General features: G+C 71.9%; 16 protein-coding genes. 7 read left to right on the top strand and 9 right to left on the bottom strand.

What is annotated here, in order from left to right; genetic code table 11:
• Nucleotides 1–87: 87 nt before the first annotated feature.
• Both ACS5PV_RS15220 and glmS read left to right on the top strand, forming a co-directional pair.
• Nucleotides 88–642, top strand: a complete 555-nt coding sequence (locus ACS5PV_RS15220; protein WP_455396168.1) for a fasciclin domain-containing protein — start codon at nt 88–90, stop codon at nt 640–642.
• Nucleotides 643–891: 249 nt separating this feature from the next.
• Entirely contained in the window at nt 892–2,718 is a 1,827-nt protein-coding gene (gene glmS, locus ACS5PV_RS15215; protein ID WP_455396167.1) for a glutamine--fructose-6-phosphate transaminase (isomerizing), read from the top strand.
• Between the two features lie 100 nt (nt 2,719–2,818).
• Here glmS and ACS5PV_RS15210 read toward each other — a convergent pair whose 3' ends face one another.
• Nucleotides 2,819–5,857, bottom strand: coding sequence for a PAS domain-containing protein (locus ACS5PV_RS15210; protein ID WP_455396166.1), 3,039 nt, complete (start codon nt 5,855–5,857; stop codon nt 2,819–2,821).
• 256 nt (nt 5,858–6,113) lie between these two features.
• Here ACS5PV_RS15210 and ACS5PV_RS15205 point away from each other — a divergent pair, with 256 nt between their 5' ends.
• The 3 genes from ACS5PV_RS15205 to ACS5PV_RS15195 all read left to right on the top strand — a co-directional run bounded on the left by ACS5PV_RS15205 (nt 6,114) and on the right by ACS5PV_RS15195 (nt 10,944).
• A complete protein-coding gene (locus ACS5PV_RS15205) occupies nt 6,114–7,223 on the top strand; it encodes an efflux RND transporter periplasmic adaptor subunit (protein ID WP_455396165.1) in 1,110 nt (369 codons plus the stop codon).
• Nucleotides 7,220–10,324 carry an efflux RND transporter permease subunit gene (locus ACS5PV_RS15200; protein ID WP_455396164.1) on the top strand — a complete coding sequence of 1,035 codons (3,105 nt, stop codon included), beginning with the start codon at nt 7,220–7,222 and terminating at the stop codon, nt 10,322–10,324. Before ACS5PV_RS15205 ends, ACS5PV_RS15200 begins: the two co-directional genes overlap by 4 nt.
• A gap of 77 nt (nt 10,325–10,401) precedes the next feature.
• Nucleotides 10,402–10,944: a TetR/AcrR family transcriptional regulator gene (locus tag ACS5PV_RS15195; RefSeq protein WP_455396163.1), complete on the top strand. Its 543-nt coding sequence runs from the start codon at nt 10,402–10,404 to the stop codon at nt 10,942–10,944.
• 7 nt (nt 10,945–10,951) lie between these two features.
• On the opposite strand, the gene ACS5PV_RS15190 is transcribed toward ACS5PV_RS15195, so the two are convergent.
• The 3 genes from ACS5PV_RS15190 to ACS5PV_RS15180 form a co-directional block, all read right to left on the bottom strand.
• Nucleotides 10,952–11,974 carry a chemotaxis protein CheB gene (locus ACS5PV_RS15190; protein WP_455396162.1) on the bottom strand — a complete coding sequence of 341 codons (1,023 nt, stop codon included), beginning with the start codon at nt 11,972–11,974 and terminating at the stop codon, nt 10,952–10,954.
• Nucleotides 11,975–12,184: 210 nt separating this feature from the next.
• Entirely contained in the window at nt 12,185–13,132 is a 948-nt protein-coding gene (locus tag ACS5PV_RS15185; protein ID WP_455396161.1) for a 2-hydroxyacid dehydrogenase, read from the bottom strand.
• A gap of 14 nt (nt 13,133–13,146) precedes the next feature.
• Complete coding sequence (locus ACS5PV_RS15180; protein ID WP_455396160.1) at nt 13,147–14,355, bottom strand: pyridoxal phosphate-dependent aminotransferase; 1,209 nt, start codon at nt 14,353–14,355, stop codon at nt 13,147–13,149.
• A gap of 220 nt (nt 14,356–14,575) precedes the next feature.
• Here ACS5PV_RS15180 and ACS5PV_RS15175 point away from each other — a divergent pair, with 220 nt between their 5' ends.
• On the top strand, nt 14,576–15,379 hold the full coding sequence (locus ACS5PV_RS15175; RefSeq protein ID WP_455396159.1) for an alpha/beta fold hydrolase: 804 nt from the start codon (nt 14,576–14,578) through the stop codon (nt 15,377–15,379).
• Nucleotides 15,380–15,656: 277 nt separating this feature from the next.
• On the opposite strand, the gene ACS5PV_RS15170 is transcribed toward ACS5PV_RS15175, so the two are convergent.
• The 5 genes from ACS5PV_RS15170 to ACS5PV_RS15150 form a co-directional block, all read right to left on the bottom strand.
• Nucleotides 15,657–16,970, bottom strand: coding sequence for a dicarboxylate/amino acid:cation symporter (locus ACS5PV_RS15170; RefSeq protein WP_455396158.1), 1,314 nt, complete (start codon nt 16,968–16,970; stop codon nt 15,657–15,659).
• A gap of 118 nt (nt 16,971–17,088) precedes the next feature.
• Nucleotides 17,089–18,504 (bottom strand): aspartate ammonia-lyase, encoded by a 1,416-nt coding sequence (gene aspA / locus ACS5PV_RS15165; protein ID WP_455396157.1) that lies wholly within the window; start codon nt 18,502–18,504, stop codon nt 17,089–17,091.
• Between the two features lie 195 nt (nt 18,505–18,699).
• The gene (locus tag ACS5PV_RS15160; protein WP_455396156.1) at nt 18,700–19,599 is read right to left on the bottom strand and encodes a LysR family transcriptional regulator; all 900 of its coding nucleotides are present in this window, start codon (nt 19,597–19,599) and stop codon (nt 18,700–18,702) included.
• A gap of 242 nt (nt 19,600–19,841) precedes the next feature.
• Nucleotides 19,842–20,837 carry a hypothetical protein gene (locus ACS5PV_RS15155; RefSeq protein WP_455396155.1) on the bottom strand — a complete coding sequence of 332 codons (996 nt, stop codon included), beginning with the start codon at nt 20,835–20,837 and terminating at the stop codon, nt 19,842–19,844.
• 89 nt (nt 20,838–20,926) lie between these two features.
• Entirely contained in the window at nt 20,927–21,571 is a 645-nt protein-coding gene (locus ACS5PV_RS15150) for an alpha-ketoglutarate-dependent dioxygenase AlkB (protein ID WP_455396222.1), read from the bottom strand.
• 79 nt (nt 21,572–21,650) lie between these two features.
• Here ACS5PV_RS15150 and yddG point away from each other — a divergent pair, with 79 nt between their 5' ends.
• Entirely contained in the window at nt 21,651–22,541 is an 891-nt protein-coding gene (gene yddG, locus ACS5PV_RS15145) for an aromatic amino acid exporter YddG (protein ID WP_455396154.1), read from the top strand.
• Nucleotides 22,542–22,592 lie beyond the last annotated feature (51 nt).

Raw genomic sequence — 22,592 nt, 5'->3', positions numbered from 1 at the left:
CGGCTCTGAAACTTTCCCGTCTGGCCCCCCGTACCGGCCCCCGACCCCGACGAGAGCGGGGCCGATACGAGAGACGGGAACGATTCCATGACGATCCGGACCCACGCCCGCACCCTGGTTCTCGCCCTCGCGCTGGCGACGGCCGCCGGTGCCGCCCAGGCGAAGAACCCGATGGTCGGCGGCGCGCCGATGTACGCCTCGAAGACGATCGTCGAGAACGCGGTCAACTCGAAGGACCACACCACCCTGGTCGCCGCGGTGAAGGCCGCCGGTCTCGTCGACACCCTGTCCGGCCCCGGGCCGTTCACGGTGTTCGCCCCCACCAACGCCGCCTTCGCCAAGCTGCCGGCCGGCACGGTCGAGTCCCTGGTGCAGCCCCAGAACAAGGCGACGCTGACCAAGATCCTGACCTACCACGTCGTGCCCGGCACCTACACCGCCAAGGACCTGATGGGGCTGGTGAAGCAGGGCGGCGGCCAGGCCGAGCTGAAGACTGCCGCGGGCCAGACCCTGACGGTCATGCAGAAGGGCAAGCGGCTGTTCGTGGCCGACGACAAGGGCAACACCGCCCGGGTGACGATCGGCAACGTGATGCAGTCGAACGGCGTCATCCACGTCATCGACACCGTGCTGATGCCCTGATCGGCCGGGCCGGGCGGACCTGCCGCCCGGCCGCCCGCGCACGGTCCGTCAACCGTGCCACGACCCTGCGGTGAACCTTGGCCGTCACAAACCGTTACGCAAGTTGACTCGCCGGATCGCCGGCGGGTCCGCTAGAAGCGCTGCGAGCGTGGTGGTGCGGTGCGGCAGGAATCCTGCCGCAATGCTCCGCATAAGGGCCGGGGCGTCCCGCGGCGGGACACTCTGCGGGCGAGACGTGAGGCGGTGAGCATGTGCGGGATCGTGGGAATCGTCGGCCGGAATGCCGTTGCGGGACAGGTGGTCGACGCGCTGCGCCGGCTCGAGTATCGCGGCTACGACTCGGCGGGCATCGCCACCCTGGAGGCCGGCCGGCTGGAGCGCCGCCGCGCCGAGGGCAAGCTGTCGAACCTGCAGCTCAAGCTGCTGCAGAACCCGCTCGCGGGCGCGATCGGCATCGGCCACACCCGCTGGGCCACCCACGGCCGGCCGAACGAGACCAACGCCCACCCGCATGCCACCGACCGCCTCGCGGTGGTTCATAACGGCATCATCGAGAACTTCCGCGAGCTGAAGGCCGAGCTCTCCGCCGAGGGCTGCGTCTTCGAGACCGAGACCGACACCGAGGTGGTGGCCCAGCTCGTCAGCCACCTGATGCGGACGGGCTTGGGCCCCGTCTCCGCCGTCGAGGCGGCGCTGCCGCGCCTGCGCGGCGCCTTCGCGCTCGCCTTCCTGTTCGCCGGCGAGGAGGACTTCCTGATCGGCGCCCGCCACGGCGCGCCGCTCGCGGTCGGCTTCGGCGACGGCGAGACCTATCTCGGCTCCGATGCGCTCGCGCTCGCCCCCTTCACCGACGAGATCACCTACCTCGACGAGGGCGACTGGACCATCCTGACCCGCGACGGCGCCGAGATCCGCGACGTCGCCGGCAACGTCGTCGCCCGCCCGCGCCAGAAGATCGCCACGCAGGCCTTCCTGGTCGACAAGGGCAATTACCGCCACTTCATGGCCAAGGAGATCTACGAGCAGCCCGAGGTGGTGGGCCGTACCTTCGCCCACTACGTCGATCTCGCCGCCGGCCGGGTCGCCCTGCCCGACGCCCTGCCCTTCGACTTCGCGAACTTGAGCCGGATCTCGATCACCGCCTGCGGCACCGCCTACTATGCCGGACTGGTGGCCAAGTACTGGTTCGAGACGCTGGCCCGGCTGCCGGTCGAGATCGACGTCGCCTCCGAGACCCGCTACCGCGAGCCGCCGCTGGAGAAGGGCGGGCTGACGATCGTCATCTCGCAATCGGGCGAGACCGCCGACACCCTGGCGTCGCTCCGCTACGCGAAGTCGCAAGGCCAGCACACGCTGGCCGTCGTCAACGTCCCGACCTCGACGATCGCCCGCGAGGCCTCCGCCGTGGTGCCGACGCTGGCCGGCCCGGAGATCGGCGTCGCCTCGACCAAGGCGTTCTCGTGCCAGCTCACGGTGCTGCTGTGCCTCGCGCTCGCGGCGGGTCGCGCCCGCGGCACCCTCGATGAGACGCAGGAGAAGCGCCTCGTCGACGCGCTGATCAAGGTGCCGGGCCTGATGGCCGAGGCGCTGAAGCAGGAGGACGAGATCGAGGTCCTGGCCCGCGAGATCGCCAAGGCCCGGGACGTGCTCTATCTCGGCCGCGGCACCGCCTACCCGATGGCGCTCGAAGGCGCGCTGAAGCTCAAGGAAATCTCCTACATCCACGCCGAGGGCTACGCCGCCGGCGAGCTGAAGCACGGGCCGATCGCGCTCATCGACGACGCGGTGCCGGTGATCGTGATCGCGCCCCACGACGCGACCTTCGAGAAGACGGTCTCGAACATGCAGGAGGTGGCAGCCCGCGGCGGCAAGATCGTGCTGATCGGCGACGCGCGCGGCGCCGATGCCGCCGGCCTCGACACGCTCGCCACCCTGATGATGCCGGACCTCGACCCGGTCGTGGCGCCGATCGTCTACGCGGTGCCGGTGCAGCTGCTCGCCTACCACACCGCCGTGGTGCTGGGTAAGGACGTCGACCAGCCGAGGAACCTCGCGAAGTCCGTCACCGTGGAGTGACGCAGGTCCGCTCGATCTTCATCTGACCGGATCGAGCGGACACCCTATGGAGAGCCGATCAAAGGCTCTCCCGCCGTCGGGCATTCTCCCGCGGCATAAGTCAAACGACCAGGGCGGCGTCCGGTCGCGACGCGATCGAACCGCGCTCGAGCGGGACCGCGCGATCCTGGCGCAGGCCGAGGATCTGGTGCAGCAGGCGGCTGAGCTGCTCGGCGGAGTACGGCTTGTGCAGCAGGTCGAAGCCGTGCGCGTCCGACTGCGCGAGGACGTGGCTGTAGCCCGAGGTCAGGACCACCGGGACGTGGGGGAAGCGCAGCCGCATCTCCCGCGCTAGCGCGACGCCGCCGATGCCGGGCATCACCACGTCGGAGAACACCAGGTCGAACCGGGCGCCGTCGCGCGCGAGCTCGCTCAGGGCCTCCTCGGCGTTGGCGGCCCAGGTCGTCCGGTAGCCCAGGTCCTCCAGGATCTGGGTCGCGAACTGGCCCACGCCGACATTGTCCTCGACGACGAGGATGCGCTGGCCGCTCCCCAGCGGCGCCAGGCCGCCCGCCCGCACCTGCGCGCTCTCCGGCCGCTCCTCGGAGGGAACCTGGGGCAGGTAGAGCGTGAAGGTGGTGCCGCGCCCGACCCTACTGTGCACGTCGACGTCGCCGCCCGACTGCTTGGCAAAGCCGAAGACCTGGCTCAGGCCGAGGCCCGTGCCCTTGCCGACCGCCTTCGTGGTGAAGAACGGCTCGAAGATCCGCCCGATCTCGTCGGCCGAGATGCCCGCGCCGGTATCGGTCAGGCTCACCGCCGCGAACGGCTCGGGCGATCCGGCATGGCCCCGGATCGTCGGCAGCGCCACGCCGCAGGACACGCGCAGGCTCAGCGTTCCCTCGCCATCCATGGCGTCGCGGGCGTTGACCGCCATGTTGACGAGCGCGGTCTCGAACTGGCTCAGGTCGGCCCGGATGAGGCAGGGCGCGTCCGGCACCTCGGTCGCGACGCGCACCCGCGCGCCCGTCAGCGTGTCGAGCATGTCGGCGACCCCGCGCACCCGCTCGCCGACGTCGAACACCTCCGGCTTGAGGGCCTGGCGCCGGGCGAAGGCGAGGAGCTGGCCGGTGAGCTTGGCAGCCCGCTCGACCGTCTCGGACACCGCGTCGAGGTAGCGGCGCCGGCGGGCCTCCGGCAGGTCGGGCCGGTGCAGGAAGTCGATCGAGGAGCGGATGATGGTGAGCAGGTTGTTGAAGTCGTGCGCGACGCCCCCTGTCAGCTGGCCCACCGCCTCGAGCTTCTGCGACTGGCGCAACGCCTCCTCGGCCTGGGCGAGGGCGGTCTGGCTGCGCAGCCGCTCGGTCACGTCGGTGACGAACTGGTAGCAGCCCATGCGCGCGCCTTGCGCGTCGCGCAGGGTGCGGAAGCTGATCTCGTAGGAGGCGCGTGCGGCGTTGCCGTACTCCTCCACCACGGTGATCTCCTCGCCCGCGAGTCCCCGGCCCCAGCCGGCCCGGACCTGCGCCTGGTGCTCGGGCTGGTCGGCGAGGAGGGCGAGCATGTTGTCGCCGACCTTCGGACGGACGCCGTAGATCCGCGCGAACTCGTCGGCATTGGCCTTGTTGATCGCCAGGATGGTGTAGTCGAGGTCGGCCGCCATCACCATGACGTCGGTCCGCTCGATGATCGTGGCGAACAGGTTGCGCTCCGCCGTGCGGTCGGAGACCTGCTGCTCCAGCGTCTCGTTCAGGTCCTGGAGCCGGCGCTCGCTGTCGGCGAGGCGCTGCTCGGCCTCCTTGCGCTGGCTCAGGTCGGCGGTCACGACCAGCAGGTTCTTGAGCGTCCCGTGCGCGTCGTCGAGGCGCTGGATGCTGCTGCTCGCCCAGATCGCCGAACCGTCCGGGCGCCGGTAGCGCTTGTCGAAGGCCGCGCTGCGCCCCGTCGCGACGGCGTGCGCGAGCCGCCCGAGGCTCGCCCCGACGTCGTCGGCATCGGTCACGTCGAGGACGCCGAGCGTCAGCACCTCCTCGGCCGGGCGTCCCAGGATGCGGCACAGCTCGGTGTTCACCCGCAGGAAGCGGCCGTCGGCGGTGACCTCCGACAGCCCGACCGAGGCGCCGGCGAAGATCGCCGCGAGGTGCGCCTCGCTCTCGCGCAGGGCCGACTCGGCGCGGCCGCGCTCGATCGCCGCCTTGATGCGCTCGCCCACGTCCCGGATGAGGTTGCCCTCGACCGTGGTCCAGGCGCGCGGGACCGCGCTCTGCACGGCGAGGAGGCCGACCCACTCGTCCTCCCGGAACAGGACGACGTCGACGAAGGCGCCGACCTGCCGGCTGCCGAGGCCGGACCTGGCCTCGTCGCTGAACCGCGTATCCCCGGCGACGTCCTCGACGGCGACGACCGCGCCGTCCCGGTAGGCCGTCAGGAGGTCGGGGCCGAACGCCGCGAGCGAGTGCTCGCCGACGATCGAGCCGACCCCGTGGACGTATTCCCGCTCGACCCGCATCAGGCTGCCGTCGATCTCGGCGTAGAAGACCCGGCTCGCGCCGAGCCGCTCGCCGAGGCGCCGGGACGCGATCTCGGCGATCTCCGTCGGCGAGGTCAGGGTCCGCAGCGTGTCGCTGAGGTCGAGGAGGAAGGATTGCCGCTCCTCGTTGTCGCGCAGCACGGCCTCCGCCTCCCGCTGCCGGCTCTCGCCGAGCGCCGTTCCGGCGACCGCGATGCAGGTGCCGTAGAGGCCCGCGACCATCCCGGCCGCGTCGCGTACCGGCACCAGGGAGAGGCGGCAGGGCGAAAGATCGCGCTCCTCGGCCGGGGCGCCCGCATGGACCGGCCGGCCGGACCAGGCCTCCGCGACGAGGGGCGCCAGGGCGGCCCGCGCCTCGTGCCACACCTCGAGGTAGTCGCGCCCGAGCGCCGCCGGGTGCCGGTCGCCGAGGCGCCTTGCGTAGCAGTCGTTGTAGAGGAGCGTCCGCTCAGGCCCCCAGGCGACGAAGATCGGCTGGTCGGAGGCGAGCATCACGTTAACGAGGGTCGTCAGGGCGCACGGCCAGGATGCGGGATCGCCGAGCGGCGAACCCGCCCAGTCGTGCCCGCGTAAAGCGGCGCCCATCTCGCCGCCCTCGGCCGGGAGTGCCGCGACGCTCGGTGCCGTCATCGTTCTGCCGTCCATGACGCCCTGCCGCTGCCTCTCTCGGGACGCGAGCGGCCCGCCCGGCCGACGCGATGGTCTTCCCGTCGAGCACGTCCGACCCGTGGTACGAGCCTCGGCCGTTCTCCACAAGGGCGCGGCGCGCCGATCCTCCGCCTGCCGCCGGTCCACCGGCCCGCGGGGCCATTGACGCCGGCCGGGTGCCATAATAGATGTTGAACATCATATAAAAGCCCCGTCACCGATCGAGGGGAGAGGGTCGATGGACACGCGATGGATGCTCGGGGCCGCAGTGATCGCCCTGGCGGGGTGCTCGCCGGCCGAGACCGCCGTCACCCCGCAGCCGCCCCTGGTCCAGACCGTCGCGGTCGCGCCGGGTGCGGGCGTGAGCGCGCGCTACACCGGGGTCGTCCGGGCCCGCACCGAGAGCAACCTCGGCTTCCGCGTCGGCGGCAAGATCTTCGAGCGCCTCGTCGATCCGGGCCAGCAGGTGCGGCGCGGGCAGGCCCTGATGCGCCTCGACCGCACCGACTTCACCCTCGCGCTCGCCGCCGCGCGCTCGTCGGTCGAGGCCGCCCGGGCCCAGATGGTCAAGGCGCGGGCCGACGAGGAGCGCAGCCGCAAGCTCGTCGCCGAGGGCTGGACCTCGCGGCAGGCCTACGACCAGAACAAGGCCGCGGCGGACGCCGCCGCCGCCCAGTTCGCCGCCGCCGAGGCGCAGGCGAGCCAGATCGAGAACCAGGCCGGCTATGCCGAGCTCCAGGCCGATGCCGACGGCGTCGTCATGGAGGTGCCGAGCGAGCCGGGCCAGGTGGTCGCGGCCGGCCAGACCGTCGTCAGGCTGGCCCGGGACGGGGCGCGTGAGGCGGAGGTGTTCCTGCCCGAGGGAAGCCGGCGCCTCGCCACAGGCGCGGCCCTCGCCACCCTCTACGCCGAGGGCGAGACGACCTATCCGGCGCGGCTGCGCGAATTGTCCGCCACCGCCGATCCGGCGACGCGGACCTACCGGGCGCGCTACATCCTGTCGGGCGGCGGCGAGGATGCGCCGCTCGGCGCCACCGTGACGCTCCGCCTGCGGGCGGCGGACGGCGGCCGCCCGCCCTCCGTCGAGGTGCCGCTCGCCGCCCTGTTCGATTCCGGCAAGGGCGCCGCCGTCTGGCGCTACGACGCCACCACCCGCACCGTCGCGGCCCAGCCCGTCGTCGTCGCCCGCCTGTCGGAGGAGAGCGCCGAGATCGCCGCAGGCCTGAGCCCCGGCGAGCGGATCGTCGCGCTGGGCGCCCACCTGCTCAAGGCCGGGCAGGAGGTGCGCCAAGCGCCCCTCGGCCCGACGGCGCAGGCCTCCTCCGACCCGACGGGAGCGGCCCGATGAGCGGCTTCAACCTCTCGGCGCTGGCCGTCCGCGAGCGGGCGGTCACGCTGTTCCTGATCATCGCGCTCACCGGCGCGGGCGTATTCGCCTTCGAGAAGCTCGGGCGGGCGGAGGATCCCGCCTTCACGGTCAAGACCATGGCGGTCTCGGCCGCCTGGCCCGGGGCGACCACCGACGAGATGCAGCGCCAGGTCGCCGACCCGCTGGAGAAGCGCCTCCAGGAACTCGTCTACTACGACCGCGTCGAGACCACCGTCCGGCCCGGCCTGATGCTGATGAAGGTGTTCTTCCGGGACGCGATGCCGCCGGGCAGGCTGCAGGCGGAGTTCTACCAGGCGCGCAAGAAGCTCTCCGACCAGGCCTCCAGCCTGCCGCGCGGGGTGCTCGGGCCGCTGTTCAACGACGAGTTCTCGGACGTCTACTTCGCCCTCTACGCGCTCCAGGCCGAGGGCCTGCCGCACCGCCACCTCGTGACGCGGGCCGAGGACCTGCGCCAGCGCCTGCTGCGGCTGCCGGGCGTCGAGAAGATCAACATCCTGGGCGAGCAGGCCCAGAAGATCTTCGTCGAGATCTCCTACCAGCGCCTCGCGACGCTCGGCATCACCGGCCAGCAGCTCCTGGCCTCCCTCGCCAACCAGAACGACGTCACGCCGGCGGGCTTCGTCGAGACCACCGGCCCGCGGGTGTATCTCCGGCTCGACGGCGCCATCGACGGGCTCGAGGCGATCCGCGAGCTGCCGGTGGCGGCGGGCGAGCGCAGCCTCAAGCTCGGCGACATCGCCGAGGTCCGGCGCGGCTACGAGGACCCCAAGGCCTTCGCGATCCGCAACGACGGCGAGCCGGCGCTGATGCTCGGCCTGGTGATGAAGCCGGGATTCAACGGCCTCACCCTCGGCGAGAGCCTGGACGCCGAGGAGGCGGCGATCCACCGCGCGCTGCCGGCCGGCATCCGCTTCACCAAGATCACCGACCAGGCGAAGGTCATCGACGAGGCGATCCACGAGTTCATGGTGAAGTTCTTCACCGCGCTCGGCGTGGTGATCGTGGTGAGCCTCGTGGCGCTCGGCTTCCGGGTCGGCATCGTGGTGGCGCTCGCGGTGCCGCTGACGCTCTCCGCGGTGTTCGTGGTGATGATGCTGACCGGCCGCGACTTCGACCGGATCACGCTCGGCGCGCTGATCATCTCGCTCGGGCTCCTCGTCGACGACGCGATCATCGCCATCGAGATGATGGTGGTGCGCATGGAGGAGGGGGCCGACCGGGTCTCGGCCGCCACCCACGCCTGGAGCGCCACCGCCGCGCCGATGCTCACCGGCACCCTCGTCACCATCGCGGGCTTCCTGCCCATCGGCTTCGCCGCCTCGACAGCGGGCGAGTATGCCGGCAACATCTTCTGGGTGGTCTCGTTCTCGCTGATCGTGTCCTGGATCGTGGCGGTGACTTTCACGCCGTATCTCGGCGTCAAGCTGCTGCCGAACATCAGACGCGTCGAGGGCGGGCACGAGGCGATCTACGCGACGAAGAACTACGCGCGCCTGCGCCGGATCGTACGGCTGTCGGTCGACCACAAGTGGCTGGCGGCCGGCATCACCGTGGCGTCGTTCGCCGCCGCCGTAGTCGCCATGGGCCGGGTCGAGAAGCAGTTCTTCCCGAACTCGGAGCGGGCCGAGCTGATCGTCGAGGTGACGCTGCCGACGGGCTCGGCCTTCAGCACCACCGAGGCGACGGTGAGGCGGGTCGAGGCGGCGGTGCGCGCGCTGCCGGAGGCGCGCGAGATCACGAGCTATATCGGCCAGGGCATGCCGCGCTTCGTGCTCTCGTTCGATCCCGAACTGCCCGATCCCGCCTTCGCGCAGATCGTCGTCCAGACCGCCGATTCGCAGGCCCGCGACGCCTTGAGGGGCAAGGTGCGCCGGCTCGTCGACGAGGGCCGCTTCCCCGAGGCGCGGGTGCGGGTGCTCCAGATCGTGTTCGGGCCGCCGGTGCGCTTCCCGGTCGCCTTCCGGGTGGTCGGGCCCGACCTCGACGTCGTCCGCGGCATCGCCGCCGAGGTGGCGGCCGCGATGGCCACGAACCCGAGCATGCGCATGGTCCACCTCGACTGGGGCGACAAGACCCCGACCCTGCGCCTCGTCCTCGACCAGGAGCGGCTGCGGCTGATCGGCCTGACGCCGAAGGAGGCCGGCCAGCAGCTGCAGAGCTACCTCACCGGCACGCCGGCGACCCAGGTGCGCGAGAACCTGCGCTCGGTCGACGTGCTCCTGCGCAGCCCCGGCCCGGAGCGGCGCTCGCTCGGCGACATCGGCGACCTGACGCTGGCGACGAAGGACGGGCGCCAGGTGCCGGTGTCGCAGGTCGCGCGGCTGGAGAGCCGCAGCGAGGATGCGGTGCTCAAGCGCTACAACCGGGACACGTATATCCGCGTCCAGGGCGACGTCGTCGACGGCAGGCAGCCGCCGGATGTCCACGCCGAGGTCGCGCCGCTCCTCGATCCGATCAAGGCCCGGCTGCCGGCCGGCTACCGCATCGACAATGCGGGGGCGGTGGAGGAGAGCGCCAAGGCGATGGCCTCGCTGGTGGCGGTCTTCCCCCTGATGCTGATCGTGACGCTCACCGTGATCATGATCCAGGTGCGCTCGTTCACCACCATGTTCATGGTGTTCGCCACCGCCCCGCTCGGCCTGGTGGGCGCCGCGCCGACGCTGCTGATCTTCCACCAGCCCTTCGGCTTCAACGCGATCCTCGGGCTGATCGCGCTGTCGGGGATCCTGATGCGCAACACCCTGATCCTCGTCGACCAGATCCACCACGACCGCGCGGCGGGCCTGTCGGATTACGAGGCGATCGTCGAATCGACCGTGCGGCGGGCCCGGCCCGTCATCCTGACGGCGGCCGCCGCGATGCTGGCCTTCATCCCGCTCACCCACTCGGTGTTCTGGGGGGCGCTCGCCTACGTGCTGATCGGCGGCGTCGGCGTCGGCACGCTCATGACCCTGCTGTTCCTGCCGGCCCTCTACGCCCTGTGGTTCCGGGTCCGCCGGCCGGACGAAGCGGCGGCGCCCGCACCTCACGAAGCGGTCGGGGCGCCGGTCTCGCCGTGAGGCGGGTCTCCCGCCATGGAACGCGCGATGCATGACGCACGGCATATATGAAGCCGCTGGAAGCCAAGGAGGCGAGGATGCCGAGAGTCTCGCAGGAGCAGGCCAAGCTCAATCGTCAGCGGGTGGTGGAGGTGGCGGCGGCGCTGTTCCGTGAGCGGGGCCTGCACGGCGTCGGCGTCGCCGACATCATGGCGGCGGCCGGCCTCACCCATGGCGGATTCTACGGCCAGTTCGCCAGCAAGGACGCGCTCGCGGTCGAGGCGTTCGACGCGGCCCTCGCCGAGGAGTACCGCGGGGTGCTCGACGCCCTCGTCGCGAACTACCTCTCGGCCGAGCACGTCCGGACCCCCGGCCGGGGCTGCCCCCTCGCGGCGCTCGCCAACGACGTCGCGCGCGAGCCCCCGGGCAGCGCCGTGCGGGCGCGCTTCAGCCACGGCGTCCGGCACCTCGCCGGGCTCCTCGCCGACCTGACCCCCAGGGCATCCAAGGAGCGCCGCCGGCAGCGGTCTCTGGCGCAGCTCTCGACCCTCGTCGGCGCGGTCGTCCTCGCCCGGGCGGTCGACGACGAGGCGCTGGCCGGCGACCTGATCGAGGCGGCCCGCGCCGCGGTCGCGGGGTGAGGCCGCGTCAGGCTTCCTGCGCGCCCTCGTCGCCCGAGGGCTCGGGCGAGGGCATCTTGAGGAGGACCGCCTTGCGGATCGTCTCGGCGTAGCGGCGGTACTCGGCGGCGCGCTCCTCGTACATCGCGGCGACGGCGGTGCGCCCGGCCTCGCGCGCGTCCCGGGCCATGCGCCGGACGAGCTCCGCCCGCTCCTCGACGATGCGCAGGGCCACCCGCATCGCCTCGTCGACGGCATTCTCCTGCTCCTTGGCCACCGCCTCGGCCGAGTAGGCGTGGCCGACCTGGCAGCGGAACCGCAGGGGCCGGGCGTTGCGCATTTGCGAGAGGACGCCGCCGCATTGCGGGCAGGTGATCGGCGCTGGATCGGCGAGGCGGCGCAGCACGTCGCTGTCGATGCGCTCGCCCGCCGCGATGTCGACCTCGAGGCGAAGCTCCGGCGAGACCGGCAGCGGCGGCCCGGCGGGATCGCGCACCAGCTCCGACAGCACGTCGCCGATGCGGGCGGCCGGCAGGGTGAGGTCGACCTCCAGGGCCTCGAGGGCGCTGCGCGGCATCTCGTCGGCCAGGGCGTCGGCGGGATCCTGCACCAGCGTGAGGCCGCCGCAGCGTTTGATCGCCTCCAGGCCCGAGGCGCCGTCGTTGAGCAGGCCGCTCAGCAGGATGCCGATGACCCGGGGCCCGTAGGCCGCGGCCGCCGAGCGGAACAGCGGGTCGATGGAGGGCCGCGCCATGTTCTCGCGCGGCCCGCGCCCGAGCCGGATCCCGGTCTCGGTCAGGATGAGGTGGTGGTCCGGCACGCCGAGGGTGATGGTGCCGGGCCGGATCGCCATGCCGTCGACCGCCGCGCGGACCGGCAGGCGGCCTGCCGCGGCGGTCACGGTCGCGAGCAGGCCGAGGCTGCGGGCGGGAATGTGCAGCACGACGAACAGGGCGGCGGGAAAGTCCGCCGGCAGGGCGCCGAGGATCGTCCGCAGCGGCGTCGTCGCCCCCGACGAACCGCCGATGACGACGATGTCACGATTGCCCATGCGCGGATCCCCCGGTGCGTCGCCTCGGCCAACGCCCGAAATCTGCGCCGGGTGCACCGGCGGCCACCCGGCCGGACCGCGGAATGTCCGGCATGCGGGATGGGGGAGGCGCGACGGGCCCGGGGCGGGGCCTCGACGGCGAGACCGAGGCAGCGGACCTGCCATGACCCGGAGGGCTGACGAGGCTGCGGGGGCCGATCGACCAAGCCCTCAGTAGCCCCGCGCCACGTCCACGGCGGCCGGGATCCGCCCCGTGCCGCGATAGGCGCGCACGTTGCCGGCGACGATCGCGGCCGCGCTCGCCGGGGTGGTCGGGCCGGAGATGTGCGGCAGCACGGTCACCCCGGGATGGCGCCACAGGGGCGAATCGGGCGGCAGCGGCTCGACCTCGAACACGTCGAGCACCGCGTGCGAGAGCTGGCCCCGATCGAGGGCGGCGAGGAGCGCATCGGTCGCGACGATCGGCCCGCGGCCGAAATTGATCAGCGCCGCCCCCGGCTTTATCGCGGCGAGCCGCCCGGCATCGAGGAGGCCCCGCGTTTCGTCGGTCAGCGGCAGCAGGCAGACGGCGATGTCGCTTTCCGCGAGCAGGCCCGCCAGGCCGTCCGGCCCGGAAAATCCGGTCACTCCGGGAGGCAGTTCCTTGGGCGAGCGGCTCCAGGCCGCGACCCGGAAGCCCGCTCCCGCCAGGCGCCCGGCCGCCGCGCTCCCGAGCGCCCCGAGGCCGAGGAGCCCGACGGCGACCTCGGCCGGCGGCCGGTAGGCGATCTGGCGCCAGGTCCCGGCCTCCTGCTGGCGCCGGTAGGCCGGCATGTCGCGCTGGAGGTAGTAGGTCCAGGCCAGCACCGCCTCGGCCATGGTGCGGGCGAGCTCGGGGTCGATCAGGCGGACGATCGGCACGCCGCTGCCCTTGAGATCGCGCACCAGACGCTCGACCCCGGCCCACAGGCTGTGGATCCAGGCGAGGTTCGGCAGCAGCGCCACCTCGGCCGGATCGGGATTGGCGACGATCGCGATCCGGATACCGGCGCGCTCCTGCGCGTCCAGGGTCCGGAACGGCCGGATGGTCTCCTCGGGCATCGCCGCGGACAGGGCCGCCAGGAAGTCGGCCTCCTCCTCCGCGTCGAGGTTGCCCAGGAAGGCGATCGGTTCGGACATCGACAGCGCTCCCGTCAGCGGCCGAGGACGGGGGTGAGGCGGGCGACCGCCTCCCGGGCGAGGCCGGGGCTGATGGCGAAGCACAGGCGGACGAAGCCCTCGCCCTCCGGCCCGAAGGCGGTGCCGGGCGCGACGCCGACCTTCGCCTCCTCGAGGAGCCGGAAGGCGAGGCCGAGGCTGGTCTCCTCGGGGCGCGGGGTGCCGGGTCCGGCGACCCGAGCCATCAGGTAGAACGCGCCCTCCGGCACCGACACGGTGACGCCGGGGAGCCGCGAGAGGCCGGCGACCAGGATCTCGCGGCTCTCGGCGCAGCGCGCGACCATCTGGCGGATGAAGCCGTCGCCTTCCTCGAGCGCCGTCACGGCGGCGTGCTGGATGAAGGTCGGGATCGAGGTGGTGTTGTACTGGCCGAGCTTGGCGAAGGTGGGCCCGAGCCCGCGCGGGGCGATCAGCCAGCCGGCGCGCCAGCCGGTCATCGCCCAGTTCTTCGAGAAGGTGTTGGTGACGACCAGCCGGTCGTCCTCGGTGCAGATCTGCAGGAAGGACGGCGCGATGGCGTTGCCGTAGGTGAAGTGGGCGTAGACCTCGTCGGCGATGATCCACAGGCCGCGCGCCCGGGCGAGATCGCGAAGCGCCTTCATCTCGTCGAGCGGCATGATCCAGCCGGTCGGGTTCGAGGGCGAGTTCACCACGATGACGCGGGTGCGCGGGGTGATCGCCGCCTCGATGTCGGCGAGCGGCAGGGCGAAGCGCCCGTCCCCTTGCACCCGGTAGGGCACCGTCACCGGCACACCGCCGGTAATGCGCACGGCTTCCGCAAGGTTCGGCCAGGCCGGGGAGGGGATGATGATCTCGTCGCCGGGCTCCAGCAGGGCTTGGGCCGCCTGCATGATCGCGTTCATGCCGCCGGCGGTGACGGCGAAGCGCTCGGGCGGCACGTCCACGTCCCAGTGTCGGGCGTGGTAGGCGCTCAGGGCCTCCCGCAGGCGCGGCAGGCCCAGCGACGTGGCGTAGCGGGTATGCCCCGCCAGCATGGCCTTGTGGGCCGCCTCGACGATGAAGGGCGGCGTCGGCAGGTCGCCCTCGCCGATCCACAGCTTGACCACCTCGGGATCGTCCCGGCCGCGGTCGGCGACGAGGCCGATCTGGCTCGTGCCGATGCCGCGCATCCGCGGCGACAGCGTGGCCGAGAGGTCCGGTGGGGTGGTCTCCGCGTGGGTCATCGGTCGGGCGTGCCCTCGTGTCGGGGGAAATGTCTCGGTGCTCCCTCCATAGCACCGCGGGCGCCGGGCGCGAGCCGCAACCCACGCATGCCCTCGCCATGGAGCTTGGCCGATGGATTTGGGACGCGGGGCCGTTACAACGCTCTCAAGACCGAACACCGGCAAGAACCACACCGGCAAGAACCATATCGGCAAGAACCATATCGGGAGGAACCACGGCATGACCGTCAACCGCAGAACCGCCCTGGCGGGCGTCTCCGCCCTCGGTGCCGCCGCCCTCGCGTCGGGCGCCGCGCAGGCGCAGGGCGCCGCCCCGAAGACCTACGTGCTCGTCCATGGCGCCTATGGCGGCGGCTGGATCTGGCGCGACGTCGCCGCCGGCCTGCGGCAACAGGGCCACCGGGTCTACACGCCGACGCAGACCGGGCTCGGCGAGCGCAGCCACCTCCTGTCGCGCCAGATCACGGTCGACACCCACATCGAGGACGTGGCGAGCCTGATCGCCCTGGAGGACCTGCGCGACATCGTCCTGGTCGGGCATTCCTACGGCGGCATGGCGGTCACCGGAGTCGCCGACCGGATGACCGACCGGATCCGCCACATCGTCTACCTCGACGCGCTGATCCCCGAGAACGGCGACACCGCCTTCACGATCCTGCCCGCCGGCATGGCGGACGCCCGGCGCAAGGTGGCGCTGGAGCAGGGCGCGGGCGTGGCGCTGCCGGTGCCCGGCCCGGAGGCCTTTCCGATTCCCGCAGGGCCGGCCAAGGACTGGTTCATGCAGCGCCTGCGGCCGCACCCGATCGGCACCTACGAGAGTCCGGTGCGACTGACGAAGCCGGCGGGCGCCGGCCTGCCGGTCACCTACGTCGCCTACACCAACCCGGCTCTGGCCTCCATCGAGCCGAGCCGGCAGCGGGCGAAGGCCAAGGCCGGATGGCAGTACCGCGAGCTGGCAGTCCCGCACGACGTCGAGGTGCCGAACCCCGAGAAGGTCGTCGAGGTGCTGGCGGGGGTGGGGTAGGGCGGACCGGCGGGCGCGTTCCGGCCGACGGTCATCAAATCCTCTGTGTCATCCCGGGGCCGAGCCGCGGAACCCGGGATCGATACCCGCTGACGATTGAGGAAGATGAGGAGCGCCGGGCGCCTCATCCGGCACCGTCAGCGGTGATGGATCCCGGGTTCTCGCCTCTGGCGAGCCCGGGATGACAGTGCGGGTTTCAAGTCCCGCAGCCCGCATAGAACGGGCTTCGAAGAGTGAGGTCATCGGATCGGCCGTCATCGACGACCGCCAGCCTCCTTCACGCCGCCTTGCTGGCCGGCATCGCGACGGCAGCGGGCGCTGCCACCGCCTCGTCCGTCCCCTCGTCCATCTCGCCCCGCCAGCGGGCGACCGCGGCGGTGGCGAGCCCGTTGCCGAGGACGTTGGTGACGGTGCGGCCCATGTCGAGGATCTGGTCGACGCCCATGATGAGCAGGATGCCGGCGGCCGGCAGGCCGAACATCGGCACGGTCGCGGCCACCACCACCAGCGAGGCGCGCGGCACGCCGGCGATGCCCTTGCTCGTCACCATCATGACGAGCAGCATGGTCAGCTGCTCGGTGATGCCGAGATGGATGCCGAAGGCCTGGGCGATGAACAGCGAGGCCAGGGCCTGGTACATCATCGAGCCGTCGAGGTTGAACGAGTAGCCGAGCGGCAGCACGAAGCCGGTGACGCGGGGCCGCACGCCGAATTTCTCCAGCACCTCGACGGTGCGGGGGAAGGCGGCCTCGCTGCTCGCCGTCGAGAAGGCGACGATCATCGGGGTGCGCAGGAGGCGCAGCAACCGCACGACGCTGGTGCCGAGCACGAGCCAGCCGGCGCCGATGAGGAGCGCCCACAATACCGCGAGGCCGAGGTAGAACACGGCGATGAACTTGCCGTAATCGATCAGCACGCCGAGGCCCTGGATGGTGACGACCGAGGCCATGGCGGCGAAGACCGCGAGCGGCGCGACCTTCATCACCGCGTCGGTGACCTTGAACATCACCTGAGCGAGCCCGTTCAGCATGTGCACCATCGGGTCGGCGTAACGCCGGTCGATCGCGCTGAGGCCGGAGCCGAAGAACACCGAGAAGACCAGGATCTGCAGCACCTCGTTCGTCGCCATCGCCGACACGATGCTCGTCGGGAAGACGTGGGTGATGAACTCGCGCAGGTTGATCGAGGCGGCCTTGAGGCCGGTCTGCGCGCCGGCATCCGGCAGCGGCAGGCCGAGGCTGGCGCCGGGCTGGAAGATGTTGGCGACGAGGAAGCCGAGCGAGAGCGAGACGATCGAGGCGGTGAGGAACCAGCCCATGGCGAGGCCGGCGACCCGCCCGACCGCCTTGGTGTCGCCGAAGCTCGCGATGCCCGACACGATGGTGGCGAAGACCAGCGGCGCGATGATCATCTTGATGAGCCGCAGGAAGATGTCGGTGCCGATGGTGAAGTACCCGGCGATCTCCTTGGCCTCGGCCGGGCTCCCCGCCAGGGCGTGCAGACCTGCGCCGACGGCGACGCCCAAGGCGAGCCCGATCCCGGTATAGAGCGTCAGCCGGCCCGAGTTCTTGGTCGATTCAACCTGTGCCATTGTTCGTGTTCCTCCCAGGGGTGAACGGATGCGCGGGAAGGACCCCGGGCGCGAGATGAGCGCGCCCGAGGTTTCCCGCGGATGTCTGGCGTTTCCGTCCGTGCGATCGATCGCGGGATCAGATGGCCGTCAGGGCCTGCGGGCGCGTGAGCCGGTCGGGCTGGAGCACCCGGTCGAGCTGGTCCCTGGCCATCAGCCGCTTCTCGAGCACGAGGTCGTAGACGCCCCGGCCCGTGGCATGCGCCTCCATGGCGATCGCCGTGGCGTTGCGATAGCCGATATAGGGATTGAGCGCGGTGACGATCCCGATCGAGTTCTCGACGCTGGCGCGCAGGCGCTCGCGGTTCGCCGTGATGCCGCGCACGCAATGGACGTCGAGGGTACGGCAGGCCGCCTCGAGATGCGCGAGGCTGCGGAACAGGCTGTAGGCGATCACCGGCTCGAAGGCGTTGAGCTGGAGCTGGCCGGCTTCCGCCGCGAAGGTGATGGTGACGTCGTTGCCGATCACCTCGAAGGCGACCTGGTTGACGACTTCCGGGATCACCGGGTTGACCTTGCCGGGCATGATCGAGGAGCCGGCCTGGCGCGCCGGCAGGTTGATCTCGTTGAAGCCCGCCCGAGGACCGCTGGAGAGCAGGCGCAGGTCGTTGCAGGTCTTCGACAGCTTCACGGCGACGCGCTTGAGCACGCCCGAGACCTGCACGAAGGCGCCGCAATCCTGTGTCGCCTCCACCAGGTCCTCCGCGGTGACGAGCGGGATCTCCGTGATGGTCGAGAGCCGCTCGCGCACGAGGCCGGCATAGAGCGGATGGGCGGTGATGCCGGTGCCGATCGCGGTGGCGCCGAGGTTGATCTCGCGGATCAGCAGCTCGGCCTCGCCGAGGCGCGCCTCGTCCTCGGCGAGCATCCGGGCATAAGTGCCGAATTCCTGGCCGAGCGTCATCGGCACCGCGTCCTGGAGCTGGGTGCGGCCCATCTTGAGCACGTCGCGGAACTCGTGCGCCTTCGCCTCGAAGCTCGCGCGCAAGGCGGCCATCGCGTCGACGAGGCGGCGGATCGCCCCGATCCCGGCGATCTTGAGCGCCGTCGGGTACACGTCGTTGGTGCTCTGCCCCATGTTGACGTGCTCGTTCGGGTGCAGCCGGCCGTAATCGCCACGCGGGCTGCCGAGCAGTTCGAGCGCCCGGTTGGCGATCACCTCGTTGGCGTTCATGTTGGTCGAGGTGCCGGCCCCGCCCTGGATCTGGTCGACCACGAACTGGTCGTGCAGGGCGCCGCCGCGAATCTCGAGGCAGGCCGCCACGATGGCGTCGCAGCGCTCGTCGTCCAGCAGCCCGAGCTCGCGGTTGGCGAGCGCCGCCGCCTGCTTGATCGCCGCGAGCGCCCGGATCAGGTCGGGGCAGGTCGCGAGCGTCGTGCCGGTGATCGAAAAATTCTCGACGGCGCGCAGGGTGTGGATGCCGTAATAGGCGGAACGAGGCACCTCCCGGTCGCCGAGAAGGTCGTGTTCGATGCGGGTCGCTTCGGCGGTCAAGGCGGGCTCCTGGCGGATGTCTGGCGCGCGGCCGCGAGCCGGCGCGCCAGGCGGCGCGCAGGCGGCAGGGCCGCGTCGGAGGGGCGGTTGTGGCCGGGGACGGGGCGATTTCCGTGGTTAACCGCGGCGCCGTCACCGGATGGCGGCGGGATAATCCCGGCCGCGGCACCGCGCCAATGCTATGTTTGCCAGGAACTATTCCGCATCCGAATAGTTTGGCGGGTCCTCCGCCGCGACGGCCCAGACCTCGTCGAGGAAGGAGCGGTGGCGCTCGGCGCTGCGGTAGAGCCGGATGTCCATCGGCATCTCGCGGCCGATGACCGTGAGCGCCCCGGCGCGGATCTCGGGTGCCACCAGGCTGCGCGGCAGCCAAGCGATGCCGTGGCCGCCGAGCGCCATCGAGCGCAGGGCCTCGGCCATCGAGTTCTCGTTGGTGTGGACCGGGTAGGTCGCCGGCGCGTCCTCGGCGGATTGCGCGATGCCGGCCAGCCGCCCGAGGAACGAGCCGCGGGAATATTGCAGCAGCGGCAGCCGGCCGCGCGCATCCGGCACCAGCCCGCGCGGGGAGGCCACCGCCGCCAGGCTGTCGCGCCCGACGACCCGGCAGGGATAGCGCTCGGGATCGAGCGGGATCGGGATGCCCGGGTGGTGGTAGGTCAGGAGCAGGTCGTAGCCGCCCTCGACCAGGGCCTGGACGCAGATGTTGAAGTTGTCCGGCAGCACCCGGCTCGCCACGGGTCCCAGCGCGTCACGGATGCGCCCGAGCCAGCGCGGCAGGAACGACAGGCAGAGCGAGTGCAGCGTCGTGATCGTCACCACCGGCAGCCCGGCGCCGTCGCTGCGGGCGCGGAAATCGGCTCGGCTGAGCGTGAGGAGCCGCACCACCTCCTCGGCGGTCTCGAGGAACTGGCGCCCGTCGGCGGTGAGCGTGATCGGGTAGGTGCTGCGGTCGAGGAGCGCGGTGCCGAGCCAGACCTCGAGCGAGCGGATGCGCCGGCTGAACGCCGACTGGGTGACGGCGCGGGCCTCCGCCGAGCGCGAGAAGCTGCGCGTCTCGGCGAGGCTCAGGAAGTCCTCGATCCACTTGAGTTCCATCGCGGTCGTCCGGGTGGGCCGTCGCCTCCAGGGATTTCGTACCCTCCGCGTCATCCCGGGGCCGCGCAGCGGAGCCCGGGATCCATAACCGCTGACGGTTCAGGAGCCGGCGGAGAGCGGACCGCTTTGTTCTTCGACCCCTGCGGTTCTGGATTCCGGGCTCCGCTGCGCGGCCCCGGAATGACGATGGAGGGTGGAAAGACCGTCGAGCGACATCGGTGGTCTCTCGCAAACAGGCCCACTCAGAACGCGATCGCGTCCACCACCTTGCGGAAGCGCGGCAGCACCGCCTCGCGGTCCTGGGCGCGCACCACGCCGACGGCGCGGAAATAGCCGTCGGGCTGGAAGCGGATGGTCTGCGACACCACCACCGGCGCGCCCGACGGCACGTCGACGGCCCGCGCCACGATCTCGTGCCAGTCGGCGCCGTTCTGGCGGAAGCTCTGCGAGCGCTCGATCGCGAAGTCCTTCATCGTCTGGTTCGAGTACAGCGCGGCCTTGGCGAAGGCGTCGCGCTGCTCGGCCGACGGGGCCGGCTGCACCGCCTCGGCGAGCACCAGGATCGGCTGCTCCAGGCTCATCATCTGGTCCTTCGGCCCGTCGGTGTAGAGCACCGAGTTGCCGCCGAGCACCCGCACCGGGCGGAAGCCCGCGGTCTCGGTGACCCGGAACGGCAGGGCCGCGACCTGCTGGTCGAGGGTGAGGGCCGGGCGCACCCGCACGCTGGTCAGCATCGCGCGCATCGCCTCGTCGGACTCGGCCGCCGGCAGGGTCTGGCCGATGATGATGCCGGTGACCGTCGGGTCCGAGACGAGGAAGACCCACTTGTGCAGCGCCGGCGTGCCGGCGGGCTGCTCGATCGGCTGCTCGCCGGTGAACAGCAGGCCCTCGCGGCCGTCGGCGAGCTTCAGGGTCTCGCGGGTCTTCACCACGAGGCCCTGGCTCTTCAGGTTCTCGTCGGTGAAGTTGGCGGTGAGGTCCTTGTAGGCCTGGGGCGGCAGCTCGACCACCGAGACCGTGGCGCCGCCGGCCGGCCGCTCGAAGCCGGTGAAGCGGCGCGACACCACCATGTCCTTGGCCGGCTCGAAGCCGAAGCGCGAGCCCGGCGGGTAGACCGGATCGGCGGCCATCGCCCCGGCCGGCAGCGCGACCAGGAGGGAGAGGAGCGCGAGCACGCGCAGCGACAAGGAACGCACGCGGACCGAACGAATGCGCAGCGACAGGGGACTCGTCGGCATCAGGCTCGTCTCTGGGTTGGCGAGGGCCGTCCGGGATCGGGCGGGGTCTCGGGACTTCGCCGGATGCGTCGGCCGTGCGCGCCGGTCTGTCAAGCGGGGCGGATCGCCGAGACGCGCCGCAAGGTCAGGTTGAGGCGCCCGCCCGCTGCCACCGCCCCGGGCAGGGCCGGCCCGGGCGCCAGCAGGTCGGCCGGGATGAGGCGGTCGACGCCGTGGAAGATCAGCCGCGAGGGTCCGCCGATCACCAGCGCGTCGCCGGAGGCGAGCCGCACCGAGCGGGTCGGGTCGGCGCGCTGGAGGCCGCCGTAGCGGAAGAGCGCGGTCGCCCCGAGGGACAGCGACAGGACGGGGGCCGAGAACTCCGCCTCGTCCCGGTCCTGGTGCAGGCCCATCCGGGTCACGGGGGCGTAGAGGTTGACGAGGCAGGCCTCGGGCTCCGCCGGACAGCCGGCGAGCTCGGCCCAGGCCCGCGTCACCGCCGCCGGCATCGCCGGCCAGGGCCGGCCGGTCTCGGGGTGCGTCGCCTGGTAGCGGTAGCCCGCCCGGTCGGAGACCCAGCCGAGGGGGCCGCAATTCGTCATCCGCACCGAGAACGGCTTGTCCGTGCGCGGCATCCGCGGCGTGAAGGGCGGCGCCTCGCGCAGCACGATCGCGAGGTCGTCGGCGAGGGCTGCTTGCGCCGCGGCGTCGAGGTAGCCGGGATAGTGGATCAGGCCGGGGGCGAGTTCGATCAGGGCGCGCTCCTCTGGCGGATGCAGTGTCCTATCCGATTTCGGGGTGAGCCGGCAGGCCCTGGCGTGCTAGGCCCCTGCCATGACCGTCCGCTCCGCCACCCTGATCGGCTCCGGCGCCATCCTGCTCTGGTCGCTGCTCGCCCTGTTCACCGCCGCCTCCGGCGCGGTGCCGCCGTTCCAGCTCGCCGCCATGACCTTCCTGGTCGGCGGCCTCCTCGGCTGCGCCAGCTGGATCGTGCGGCCCTCGGGGCTGTCCGCCTTGCGCCAGCCGCTCGCGGTCTGGGCGCTCGGAGTCGGCGGGCTGTTCGGCTACCACGCGCTCTACTTCGCGGCCCTGCGCCTCGCGCCGCCGGCAGAGGCCGGGCTCCTCAACTATCTCTGGCCGCTCCTGATCGTCCTGTTCTCCGCCCTGCTGCCGGGAGAGGGGGGGCTGCGCGCCACCCATGTCGGCGGGGCGCTTCTCGGGCTCGCCGGCGTGGTGGCGCTGTTCCTCGGCCGCGGCTCGCTCAGCTTCGAGGCCGGCGCCGTGCCGGGCTACGTCGCGGCCTTTGCCTGCGCCTTCGTGTGGTCGGGGTACTCGGTGCTGTCGCGCCGGGTCGGCGCGGTGCCGACCGACGCGGTCGCGGGCTTCTGCCTCGCCACCGCCGCCTTGAGCCTCGTCTGCCACCTCGCCTTCGAGCGCACGGTGTGGCCGCAAGGGACGGCGCAATGGGCGGCGGTCGCGGCGCTCGGCCTCGGCCCGGTCGGGGCGGCGTTCTACCTCTGGGACATCGGCGTCAAGCGCGGCGACATCCGCCTCCTCGGCGTCGGCTCCTACGCCGCGCCGGTGCTCTCGACCCTGATCCTGGTTGCCGCGGGCTACGCGCCGGCGACGTGGTCGCTGGCGCTGGCCTGCGGGCTCATCGTGGCCGGGGCGCTGGTGGCGACGCGGGCGGGGGTAAGGCGGGAGGCGGTGGCGGAGGGGCGATAGCGCACCGCGGGTATGCGTTCGAATTGACGCGGCCTTGAGGTTTGCTCGCGA

The sequence above is a fragment of the Methylobacterium sp. Gmos1 genome (assembly GCF_053764715.1).
The sequence above is the reverse complement of the archived record's forward strand: the minus strand, read 5'-3'. Positions and strand labels throughout refer to the sequence as shown.